This window comes from Desulfomarina sp., assembly GCF_054039375.1.
The window spans coordinates 1-11,950 of the sequence record NZ_JBPLBA010000027.1; the positions used below are offsets into that span (position 1 = coordinate 1).

Here is an 11,950-nt window from a genome sequence, read left to right on the forward strand (position 1 = left end):
CTGGATGAGCAGAAAAGGGATGACTGCTTTTGAAATGTATATCAGGTTCTTATGGACCCTGGCGCCGGAAATATAAAGACTGACCCCCAGGGGTGGAGTACAGTAACCGATGCCGAGGTTGATGGTCATCAGCAGGCCGAAATGCATGGTGTTGATGCCGAATTTGTCCAGGAGAGGCAGAAAGATCGGGGTGAGGATAAGGGTCGCCGAGATAATATCCATGAACATGCCGATAAAGAGCAGCAGGATATTGACGGAGAGGAGAAAAACCCAGGGAGAAGATATATTCTCCACAACGACGGCGGCAATTTTCCCGGGAATCTGTTCAAAGGTCAGGTATTCACCGAAGACCGAGGCGCCCGCAACAATTATGAGCAGGGTGGAGGAGGTGATGGCCGAGGTGACAACAACCTTTTTTACATCCCTCATTTTCATGTCTTTATGGATAAAGATTTCCACGAAAAAGGCGTAAAAACAGGCCACAACCGCGGCTTCATTGGCCGTAAAGAGACCGGAATAGATACCACCGAAGATAAGCACCGGTAGAAAGAGAGCCCAGCAGCTTTCCCTCAGCACGGCCATCGCCTCACTCATTGAGGGAGCTTTTCGTTTTTTCATTCCCGCTTTTTTGCAGACGATATAAGTGTAGAAACTCATGGCCAGAATGATCATCAGGCCGGGGATGAAACCGGTCAGGAAAAGTGCTTCCAGCTGATCATTGCTGACCATTGCATAGAGGATCATGGCGATGGAAGGCGGGATGATCACCCCTAGAATTGGCGCAGTTGTCATAATCCCCACGGCAAACTTTTCATCATAATCATTTTCGATGAGGGCGGGTATCATGAATCCGCCGATGGCAACGACGGTGGCCACGGTGGAGCCGGAAATGGCTCCGAAAAAACCACAGGCCAGTATCCCGGCCATGGCCAGTCCCCCTGGAAGAAATCCCACGAGAACGTTTGCCGTTTTGATCAGTTTTTCCACGATTGAGCCGGTGGTCATGATATTACCGCAGAGGATGAAAAACACGACCACTACCAGGGCAAATTTGTCCATACTGCGATAGAGGACTTCAATGACTATCTGGGGATCGATACCTACCCCGTAGACAAGACCGACGGTTCCCGTGAAAAAGAGGGCCATGAAGACCGGGACGGTGGAGGCAAGACAGCCGAGGAGGAGGGCGAAGATGAGAATATAACTCTGTTCCACGTGCTAATTCTCCCCTGTGACGTCACGGGTGTTGATCCAGGTTTCCCGGATGGTGATCAGGGTTCGGATAAACATCATGCAGCCCATCAGGGGCAGGAGTGCATAAAAATAGAATTCAGGGATCTGCAGGGTGGCTGTTTTGGCGTATTCGTCTTCAAACATCATTACAGTCATCTGCCAGCCGAGGTAAACCATGGTTCCGGCAAAAATGAGTACGGTGAACTGAGAAAAGAGAGCCAGGGGTTTTTTCAGTCCCGGAGCCATCTGCGGCAGGGCATCAATACAGATCATTTCCCGGCTGCGAACAGCAGCGACACAGCCAATGTATGTGGTAAAGAAAATAACCTTCCTGACAATTTCATCTGACCAGTAAATATTAAAATTACTGGTCGTCTTACGGAGGATAACATTAGCCATGGCCGTCACGAGAGCAACGCAGACAGCCGCAAAAAGAGACCATTCCTCGAAAAAAAGAAAAAAACGGTCAATTTGTCTGAAAATTTTTTTTAGCATTGTTGAGGCTGATTATTACAATGACTCGCTGTGGCAGTAATTCTATGATTTTATAATCTTTTAGATGTAATTGCTCACCTGCCGCAGCTTGTTGCAGCCTGTCTGAGCGGACAAAAGAGCCCGTGAAAAGCCGGGGTATCTGTGAGCAATTACGATTATTTTAAACCTGAATACTGCACTCCTGGGAATGAAAAACGGGACCTGTCATGAACTTAAGAGATCAGTCACCTAGTATTCGGCGAACCTTGTTCAGGTAGTCCGGGCCGATTTTTTTGCCCCATTTTTCAAGAACCGGTTCAGCTTCACGTTTGAGTTCTTGCAAATCATCATCTGACAGCTTGATGAAAGTGACGCCTGCCGCTTTGGCCTTGGCAACCTGAATCTCATGCTGTCTGCGGGTCAGTTCACGGGTCCTGGCGCTTTCTTCCCTGATGACGGACAGGAGAACTTCCTGGAGATCCTTCGGCAGTTTTTTCAGCCAGCGTTTATTGATAAGGTGAATAAAAAGTCCCTGGGCGTAATTCAGTTCCGTGAATGACTTGGCGATGGTGAATTTTCTGGTGATATTGCAGACAATAGCGGTATGATCAAGGCCGGTGATGACACCGGTCTGCAGGGCCTGGGGGACATCCGGCCAGGGCATGACGGTGAATTTCAGGCCCCATGCCTTATAGATATCAGTGTTGACCGGAGCTTCCGCAATACGGAAATTGATTTTTTTTGCGTCCGCATTGGTGGTGACAGGAGAGGTAGTCGCCCAGCCGTACGGGCCGTAACCTGTGATATCGGCTACAAGCAGTCCCTGCCGCCGGGCACCATCGGCAAAAGGTTCCCACAGTTCCGGCGTGTTTCTGAAAGCATCCAGTTTATCGAAAGTATCAACAACATACGGGAGATTGACGATCCCCAGCCTGTCGGAAATATTGGCGGCAGCCACGGAGGAGCTGAGCATGCCCTGGACGGCACCCAGTTTCAACTTGCTGATAACATCCTTTTCACCGCCAAGCTGGGCAAGGGGACGGAAATCGACATACAGCCTGCCCCCGGATTTTTCCCAGACCTTATCACGGATACGATAGCCGACTCCCACACCCTCAATGACCGGATGTGATATATTTGAAAGAATATAGGTGTATTCGGCACCACTGGGGTCAAATTTAGGTTGCCATGCCGCCAGCGGATTTTTTTTACCTGCGGCCATGGAGCCACAGGGCAGAACCAGGACGATGATTGACAGAACAAATAAAAACTTTTTCATGGGGAGTCTCCTCTGCGAATCAGGACTTGCCGGTTCAGAAACGGCCTTTTCTCCCGCCTTTTGATAACAGGAGGAAAAATTCCGTTTCCGGCCAGGCACCGGGTAAATATTTTGCTTTCGGGTTTCTGATTGAGTTCCATACCATAAAACCCTGCTCACGGTAAAGTGTTTTCTTTAACTTAATACGGTAAAAAGTGTATTGCGCATAATTTTATTAGACTGTATGCGATGAATGATTTATAAATTACTGTTTTGTTGCTTTGTTTGTTAATTTGTGTCTGGTTTGTTAAAATGGTTTTATTACAGTATGTTATATTAGGTGTTTATGGTCTGCAATTTTTGATGCGAGGAAATATGCGAGGAAATAACAGGGCTGTGGATTCTCTTCGGCCGGTTTCGGTTGAACGGGGTGTACAGTATCAGGCTGATGGCTCAATTTTGATAAAAATGGGAAACACCCATGTGATATGTGGTGTGTCAGTGGAAGAATCGGTCCCCCCTTTTTTAAAGGATTCCGGGCAGGGATGGATTACCGCGGAGTACGGCATGTTGCCCTGTGCGACTGACAGTCGGTACCGTCGGGAGGTAAACGGCAGGTCCGGTCGGACAATGGAGATCCAGAGGCTTGTCGGGCGCAGCCTGCGAATGATGGTTGATTTGAAAACCATAGGCGAGAGAACACTCAGGGTGGACTGTGACGTTCTCAATGCCGACGGGGGCACCAGAACGGCAAGTATAACCGGAGGTGCCCTGGCGGTTCGTGATGCCCTGAAAAAACTGGTGGCTGAAAAAAAACTTGAAAAACTTCCTGAAATTCTACCGGTAGCTGCCGTTTCAGTGGGAATAGTGGATGGAATTCCTTTGCTTGATCTTGATTACAGTGAAGATTCAAGGGCTGAGGCCGATGCGAATTTTGTCATGTCCGGGGATGGACGATGGATTGAAATACAGTCCACGGCGGAGGGTCTGCCCTTCGGTGGTGACGCCTTTCTGGCGATGATGCGGCTTGCTGAAAAAGGGATTAAAGAACTATTTGTTTTGTGGGAGGAGCAGGGATAGTATGCGCAGGAAACATGAAGAAATTTCAGATAATGAGGAGATAGAAGAACTTTTGAACAGGTGCAGGGTTGGGCGGCTGGCTACCTTTGGGCAGGATGGTTATCCATATATTACTCCCCTGAATTATGTCTACTGGCAGGGAGCTGTCTATTTTCACTGTGCGTTGGAAGGAGAGAAACTGGATAATATTGACATGGATAACCGGGTCTGTTTTGAGGTTGATCTCCCTCTGGCTTACCTTGATACAGGATTTGACAGAGAAGCGTCACCCTGTTCTGTAACCCAGTTTTATAAAAGTGTGATTATAAAAGGGCGAGCAGAGCGTGTGGAGGGGCGAAGAGAAAAACTGGGAGCTCTCAATGCCCTGATGGCTTGCCATGAGGGCATTGAATCATTTAACGGTATAACAGAGGAAACTGGTGCAGTAGACCGCTGTACAGTGATTGCGGTTCGTATTGACGCCCTTTCAGCCAAAGCTAATATTGCCCGAAAAAAAACAGAACAGGATAAGAAAAAGATTTGCTCCTACCTTGCGAAACGAAATCTCCCGGAGGACAGTGAGACAGTCCGGGAAATCCGGTAGTTGTCTGAAAATAATGGATTGGCAGAATTTCATTGTTTTCGGCAGCCTGGCAGGTGGCGGGCTTGTCTTTTATGGTGCCTGTCAGGACAGGAAGGCAGTTAAACTTTTGGGGATTGCACTGCAGCTTGCGGTCGGACTGCTGTTTTTAAAATCATCCTGGTATCCGGTCCGGGCAATGATTTTTTTTAACAGCTATTTTTTCCAGTGTTTTCTTCTATCCTTATCGGCCTGGTTTTCCCTGTTTTTTCTGCAGAAAAAAAGGCGTCTCCGGTCGGGTGTGAATAGATACCTGGAGGTTTTTCTGCTTTTCATGGCTCTTGGCTGGTGGTATGTTGCCGGATTGCGTGAAATTCATATGCAGATGTTCCCGTGGAATTTTGCAAACGGGCTGCTTCTCTATTCTGCTGCAGGTGCCATAGGTTTCGGCCTTGTCTCCGAGAAACTGAAGTGGAAATCTCCGGAAGTGGTGGCATTGTTTCATCTGCCTTTGCTTATGTTTCTGGGAGTAGTTGCTTTTTCCGAACTTCCGGCAGGCAGCCATCTTTTCTCCGGCTGGGGCTGGCTTGCCTGGGGGGTTGCCTTCTATACACAGTACAGGATTATTTTTTCCCTTGGAAAAAAATGGGGAAAACTCCTTCTGACAGCGTATCATTTGGGAACCGGCGGCCTGTTGACGGCAATCATCATCCATGAATTGATCTATTTTCTTGTGTGAAATCTGGATCCTTGACTTATACCGCGCATGATCTACTGTACCTTCATCCTGTAAATTTCAATATTTTTCAAAATGGACAGAAAACGTGTTTCGATCATTTTTTAAAAGCAGAGAGTGGTTTGTCTGGGCCTATGGTGGGGCTTTTGTCCTGTTGCTCGCCCTCTATTTTCAAGTGGAGTTGACGGTTCGCATCAACGAATGGTACGGCAGTTTTTATAATATTCTTCAGAAGGCAACGGAACATGAGGTGACGGAGTTGTGGGCAGAGATGTTGAAATTCGCGAAAATCGCCTTTCCCTATGTGCTGATTGCAACGGTAACCGCTTATTTTACAAGAATTTACGCTTTCAAATGGCGGGAGGCCATGACCTTTGCCTACGTGGAGAAATGGCAGCAGGTTGAGGAAGAGGTCGAAGGAGCCAGCCAGCGTATCCAGGAGGATATTTATCGCTTTGCCAGGATATTCGAGTCGCTCGGGCTTCAGGTTATCCGGGCCATTATGACACTTTTTGCCTTTCTCCCCATTCTCTGGGGCCTGAGCAGCGGTGTGGATATAGAGCTGATCAAAAAGGTTCCCGGTAGTCTGGTCTGGGTGGCACTGATCGTGTCTATTGGAGGTCTGCTGATTTCATGGTTTGTGGGAATCAAGCTGCCTGGACTTGAATACAACAATCAGAAAGTGGAGGCGGCTTTCAGAAAAGAGCTGGTCTATGCCGAGGATGACAAGATCAATTACGGAAAAACCGAGACAATCATTGAGTTGTTTACCGGTCTTAAATTCAACTATAACAGGCTCTTTCTCCATTACGGTTATTTTGATATCTGGGTCAATTTCTTTGAGCAGCTCATGGTGATTGTCCCTTACCTGATCATGGGACCGGGACTCTTTACCGGAATCATTACCCTGGGTGTTCTCGTCCAGGTGTCAAATGCCTTCAGTAAAGTACGTGAGTCTTTTTCTATCTTTATTGCCAACTGGACCACTATTACTGAGTTGCGCTCCATTAATAAACGTCTCCGGGAATTTGAAGAGAATATCGGCTATTAAAAAAACTTTCTGCCGTCTGCGCTCAGAACTCTTTGACTGCCATGATGGCATCGTCGAGTTTGGCCTGCTCCCTTGCCTTTTTTCTGAACAGTTTTTCCAGTTCTTTCCGGGCATTTGAAAGTTGCTGATCAAGGTGTTCCCGTTCAGTTTCAGGCAAATCGGCATCATCTGCAATCTGACGTTGGAGGGAGTCTGTCAGCTTTTTCAGTTTTTCATACTGTTTTTCCACCCCCGCCACACGTCTTTCCATTTCCTGCAGTCGATCCAGGGCCTGGGCCAGTTCACCCGCTGACCCCTCTTCCGGTTCGGCGTCGAGATCAATATCTTCCGCGGCCATGACCAGGGCTGTGGGAGGCAGCTGTGTCAGTACCCGCTCCAGGCTGTAACCGCCTGTGTCCGTAAGCATGGATCGTTGTATTCGGAAAGGGAGAAAGACGATGGACGAGGTGCTGGAATGGAGGAGAATCGTTTCCGGTTTCCTGTCTTCGGCCATGACCACCTCGGCCCCGATTCTTGCGTCATCAAGCTGACGGTCAATTTCCTCCATATGGTTGATCGGGTTTTCTTCTTCTTTTACCGACAATAATCTGATTTCAGCGTCTTTCCACAATTCACTGCGGGTCATCAGGTAGGCAAGAAGCAGCATCAGCCGGCTGCTCGCATCATTGTTCCACCAGACATCAATGGTTCTGTCTTTTTTTTCAGGATCAAATATGTTGCAGGTTCGTAAAGGATCAATGTGGAAAACAACCAGGTTGTAACCCCGTCGAAAGGCCACACGCAGGTTATGACCGAACTTCATGGCGACAAGACCGGGAAAGGGCGTCATGGTTTCCCCATACCAGTTGGTCAGCACAGTGTTTCCCTTAACCGGGCCGATTCCATAACTCTGCAGGAGACAGGGCAGGGCTGTTGTGAAATCGGGTGCGGTCATGGTCAGGGTGAAGATATTGAGTTTTTCCTCCCGAATAATTCGGTCCAGCTCTCTCTGCTCCTCTTCCCTTTTTTTCTCTGTCTTCAGCCGATCTCCTTCAACGATTTTTACTGCAGTAATAATGCCGCTTTGTCCTGCAATCCAGTCACCAAATCGGAGAAGAGGCAGCCTTCGTTCCTTATCTTTTGTAAAGGCAAGAATATGGGGGCGCCAGTCCCGGTCATGTTCGGGATCATCCCTTGCGGCCAGCAGCTGGCTGCGGATAACCTGCATGGCATGGGAGCGACCACTGTCGGCCCAGCGGGAAGGTCCGGCTGTACGTTTGATATATTGATGGATGGCGGCAAGAATGGCCATGGCGATTACGCCGTACTGGGGGTCCAGGGCAAAAATGATCAGCAGGCAGACAAGGCAGCCTGCCAGGCTCAGGTATTTATTGAACCATTTGAAACGGGGACGAAATGACGGGCTGTCCGAGTTGGCCTCGTAGTAGGTGGCATAGTTGAGCAGTCCGTAGGAAATAAGAAAGAACATGGTGACAATCCGGGCCACCAGGTTCAGCTGACCGATCATGATGACACCCGCTGCAATGACTCCGGAGAGCAGAACAGCCCGGCGGGGATTGTTGCCATCACCTTCTCCTCTGGCGAAGGGAGTGAGAAGAGGAAAAATTCTGTCCGCCGCAAGAGATTGTAAAATTCGCGGGCCGCCGAGAAAAGAGGCCATGGCCGAGGACAGGGTGGCGGCAATGACTCCGGCGTCGATCAGAAAATCATAACGGGAAACCAGCTTGATGGCTTGGTAATCTTCCATCAGAATCCTGTTTGGCAGAACGCAGGCGAAAACTGTTACCATCGCGAAATAGATGATAATGGACAGGCCGACGGCCATAAAAGTACCGGTGGGCAGGCTTTTGTCGGGATCAGCCAGGTCTCCCGACATACTGACCCCCTGGGTAAAGCCGGTGACTGCCGGAAAAAAGATGCCGAAAATAACCCAGAACGGTGGGCCGTCCGCAGGCGGAGACCAGTTTGCCAGGAAGATGTCCACGTTACAACGGGGCAGGCCACCGGCAAAAAAGGAGAAAAGGGCCGCCACCAGCAGCCCCATGACCACATACTGGAACCGGGTGGCCCAGTCGGCACCGATCCAGGCGAGCACAAAAATAGCCGATACGGCAAGAAGAGCAATTACCCGTGAGGAGAGAAAAAACGAAGGTCCCGTGATGGCATTGAGGGCCTCGGCAAAACCTATGCAGTAGAAGGCCACAGAAACAGACTGGGCCAGATAGAGGACAATGCCGATGGCTCCCCCGAACTCCATGCCCAGTGTACGGGAAATAAGATAGTAATCACCACCCCCCTTGACTTTAAGATTGGTGGCAATGGCCGCCAGAGACATGCTGGTCAGGACCGTAACGACATTGGCGATGGCAATGATGATGAATGTTCTGGCGACACCACCGCTTCCCGTGACATACCCGAGGCGGAGAAAGAGGATGATCCCGAGAATGGTGAGGATGGAGGGGGTAAAGACTCCGGCAAAGGTGCCGAGTTTTCCGCTGTTGTTTTTCATTTCTGGAGTGCCGGATCTGGTTTTATTTTTTTCTGATTACTTAGGATATTTCCTCTCCCTTATAACACAGGTGGTTGAAAGACTCCATCCCAGGAAATTTCCGACGTGAACCGGAAACATTACGCCTTTGTAATCTTTTTGTAATGTTTGTGCAATGTTAGGGAGTTAGTATGCGTTTTTTGGGTTATTTCTCTTTTTATCGCGGTGTTTATTGCCGGGAAGAAGAGATTATGCTGGCCAAATACTAGAGGAGAAACAGATGATACAGGCAGACAATTTGTCGAAAAAATATGGATCTGATTTCGCCCTGCGTCAGGTGTCGTTTGATATCGGACGGGGTGAGATTGTCGGCCTGCTCGGGCACAATGGTGCCGGGAAGACCACGATAATGAAAATATTGACCGGTTTTCTCGAACCCACCACCGGGCAGGTACGGATCGGTGGTCATGATCTGGCCGGGAATCGGCGCAAGGTTCAGGAAATTATCGGTTATCTGCCGGAAAACTGTCCTGTTTACCCGGAGATGTCGGTTATCGGCTATCTTGACTACTGCGCCTCTCTGCGCAGGCTGGACGAGTCAAAAAGAAAGACGAGGATCCGTGAAGTCCTGGAAATGACCGGGATCAGCGATCGGGCTTTTGATCGTATTGATACCCTCTCAAGGGGGTTGCGGCAGCGGCTGGGAGTTGCTCAGGCCCTGCTCCATGAACCGGAGCTTCTGATTCTCGACGAGCCTACCAACGGGCTTGATCCGACCCAGATTGGTCATATGAGACAACTGATCAGGGAACTGGCCCCCCGGACCACCATAATTATATCCACCCATATCATGCAGGAGGTGCAGGCTGTATGCGACCGGGTCATTATCATCCGGGATGGTGAAAAGGTTCTGGATGAGTCTCTGGAAACCTTAAAGGAAAGCCGAAGTGTGACTGTTGCCCTGGATGTTGACAGTGCTTCGGATATTCTGGCGGCGCTGCCTTTTGTTCAGGCTGTCCGGGTCGACAGGGGAAAGGGATTGAGCAGGTATTCTCTTGAAATTATGGGTGATGCTCCTGATATCACACCTGAAATTGCCGATACTATCATGCAGAATAACTGGAAACTTTTTGAATTGACCCCTGAAACGAGGGATCTGGAAACAATCTTCAGTGAAACAATGATGTCATCTGGGAGGATGCAATGAAAACAATGCTCCGGATAGCCGGGAAGGAGTTCGGAACCTTTTTTTCCTCTCCTGCGGCCTATATATTCCTTGGTGCCTTTCTTGGCGCCACCTTTTTTATTTTTTTCTGGATAGAATCTTTTTTTGCCCGTAATATTGCTGATCTGCAGCCGCTTTTTAAATGGATGCCCCTGCTGCTTATCTTTTTGTGCGGGGCCATCACCATGCGGATGTGGGCGGAGGAGAGGCGTACCGGTACCCGCGAGCTTCTTATGACCTCCCCGGTTTCCTCCCTGGTCCTGATCTGCGGAAAGTTTCTGGCCTGCCTTGGCCTTGTTGCCCTGGCACTCCTGCTGTCCCTGCCCCTGGCGGTGACGGTCTCTTTTATCGGTCCCCTGGACTGGGGTCCGGTCTTCGGCGGTTATCTTGCCTCTCTTTTTCTCGCTTCCGCCTATATTTCCATTGGTATTTTTGTCAGTTCGAGATCCGAAAACCAGCTGGTAGCATTGATTACCACTGTATTGATCTGTACGGTGTTTTATTTTCTTGGTTCTCCTGCGTTTACCGGGTTTTTCAATAATTCCACCGCTGAGCTGTTGAAACTGCTGGGAAGCGGTTCCCGTTTTGAGTCAATTACCCGTGGAGTGATCGACATCCGCGATCTTCTCTATTACCTGAGTATCTGTGCAATCTTCCTGGTATTGACAGGTTATTCCCTGGAGCAGCAGCGCTGGGCCGGCAACAGGAACAGGGTGTCCCATCGGACCTGGCAGCTGGTGACCCTGCTTGCCGTACTGAACCTGGTGGTTGTCAATATCTGGATGGCCCCGGTGCAGAAGGTACGGGTTGATCTGACGGAGAACAGGATTTACACCCTCAGTGATGCCACCCGCAGCTATCTGTCCCGACTGCGGGAACCACTGCTTATCCGAGGTTACTTTTCCGCCCAGACCCATCCTCTTCTGGCTCCCCTGGTACCGAGACTGCGTGATCTGCTGAAGGAATATGAAGCTGCCGGAAACGGCAGGGTCAAGGTTGAGATCATTGATCCGGGTGAACACCCGGACCTGGAACAGGAGGCCGGGGAAAAATATGGTATCCGCCCCGTTCCTTTCCGGACCGCTTCCCGTTACCAGACAGCGGTAACCAATTCCTATTTTGATATTCTGGTTTCCTATGGCAGTGAATTTGAAACCCTGAATTTTCGGGATCTTATAGATATCAAGACAGCCGGTGAAACCGACATGAGTGTCGATCTGAAAAACCCGGAATACGATATCAGTCAGGCCATAAAAAAGGTCCTGTACAGTTACCAGAGCGGCGGCAATCTTTTTGAGAATATTACCGGACCTGTAACCTTTACGGCCTATTTCTCCGGTGACGGCAAACTGCCGGAAGAACTGATTGACCTGAAAAAGGCAATTGTCAAGGCCGTGGATGAAACCGGCAAAAAGAGTGGTGGTCGGTTCAGTGCCACCTTTGTTGATCCCGATGAAAAGGGTGGGGGCTTTATCAATCAGCTCGAAGAGAAGTGGGGGTTCAGGCCGATGGTTGCCGGACTGTTTTCTCCAAAAACATTCTGGTTTTACATGGTGATGAAAAATGGTGACCAGGAAGTTCAGGTTCCCCTGCCGGAGGATCTCAAGGCAGAGGCCGTACAGCGGGTGATCGACTCGGCCCTGAAGAGATTTTCCACGGGATTTTTAAAGAGTGTGGCTGTCTGGACACCTGGTCCCACTCCGTCCATGTCACCCTATGCCCCCCCGGAGCAGAAAAGGCAGTTCCGGCAGTTGCGCCGGTATCTCGGGGAGGATTTTAACGTGATTGAGACTGATCTGAAAAAGGGCATGGTTCCTGAGAATGCTGATATCCTCCTGCTGCTGGC

General features: G+C 49.6%; 10 protein-coding genes. 6 read left to right on the forward strand and 4 right to left on the reverse strand.

Annotated elements, in window-relative coordinates:
- The 3 genes from ACXLDX_RS01655 to ACXLDX_RS01665 all read right to left on the reverse strand — a co-directional run.
- Window positions 1-1,215: TRAP transporter large permease (locus tag ACXLDX_RS01655; RefSeq protein ID WP_457575448.1), on the reverse strand; the 1,215-nt coding region annotated here is incomplete at its 3' end.
- Window positions 1,216-1,218: 3 nt separating this feature from the next.
- Window positions 1,219-1,728, reverse strand: coding sequence for a TRAP transporter small permease (locus ACXLDX_RS01660; protein WP_457575449.1), 510 nt, complete (start codon window positions 1,726-1,728; stop codon window positions 1,219-1,221).
- A 220-nt stretch (window positions 1,729-1,948) separates the two neighbouring features.
- Window positions 1,949-2,986, reverse strand: a complete 1,038-nt coding sequence (locus tag ACXLDX_RS01665; RefSeq protein WP_457575450.1) for a TRAP transporter substrate-binding protein — start codon at window positions 2,984-2,986, stop codon at window positions 1,949-1,951.
- A 354-nt stretch (window positions 2,987-3,340) separates the two neighbouring features.
- Between ACXLDX_RS01665 and rph the strand changes: the two genes are divergently transcribed.
- From rph to ACXLDX_RS01685, 4 genes are all read left to right on the forward strand, one after another.
- Window positions 3,341-4,045 carry a ribonuclease PH gene (gene rph / locus ACXLDX_RS01670; RefSeq protein ID WP_457575451.1) on the forward strand — a complete coding sequence of 235 codons (705 nt, stop codon included), beginning with the start codon at window positions 3,341-3,343 and terminating at the stop codon, window positions 4,043-4,045.
- 1 nt (window position 4,046) lies between these two features.
- Window positions 4,047-4,628 carry a pyridoxamine 5'-phosphate oxidase family protein gene (locus ACXLDX_RS01675; RefSeq protein WP_457575452.1) on the forward strand — a complete coding sequence of 194 codons (582 nt, stop codon included), beginning with the start codon at window positions 4,047-4,049 and terminating at the stop codon, window positions 4,626-4,628.
- A 13-nt stretch (window positions 4,629-4,641) separates the two neighbouring features.
- Window positions 4,642-5,343 (forward strand): DUF2339 domain-containing protein, encoded by a 702-nt coding sequence (locus tag ACXLDX_RS01680; protein WP_457575453.1) that lies wholly within the window; start codon window positions 4,642-4,644, stop codon window positions 5,341-5,343.
- Window positions 5,344-5,428: 85 nt separating this feature from the next.
- Window positions 5,429-6,391 carry a putative transporter gene (locus ACXLDX_RS01685; RefSeq protein WP_457575454.1) on the forward strand — a complete coding sequence of 321 codons (963 nt, stop codon included), beginning with the start codon at window positions 5,429-5,431 and terminating at the stop codon, window positions 6,389-6,391.
- Between the two features lie 22 nt (window positions 6,392-6,413).
- Here the strand turns inward: ACXLDX_RS01685 and ACXLDX_RS01690 are convergent, their stop codons facing one another.
- The gene (locus ACXLDX_RS01690; RefSeq protein ID WP_457575455.1) at window positions 6,414-8,900 is read right to left on the reverse strand and encodes an amino acid permease; all 2,487 of its coding nucleotides are present in this window, start codon (window positions 8,898-8,900) and stop codon (window positions 6,414-6,416) included.
- 259 nt (window positions 8,901-9,159) lie between these two features.
- On the opposite strand from ACXLDX_RS01690, the gene ACXLDX_RS01695 reads away from it, so the two are divergent.
- On the forward strand, window positions 9,160-10,086 hold the full coding sequence (locus ACXLDX_RS01695; RefSeq protein ID WP_457575456.1) for an ABC transporter ATP-binding protein: 927 nt from the start codon (window positions 9,160-9,162) through the stop codon (window positions 10,084-10,086).
- On the forward strand, window positions 10,083-11,950 hold a 1,868-nt coding region (locus ACXLDX_RS01700), incomplete at its 3' end, for a DUF7088 domain-containing protein (protein WP_457575457.1). The genes ACXLDX_RS01695 and ACXLDX_RS01700, both read left to right, overlap by 4 nt.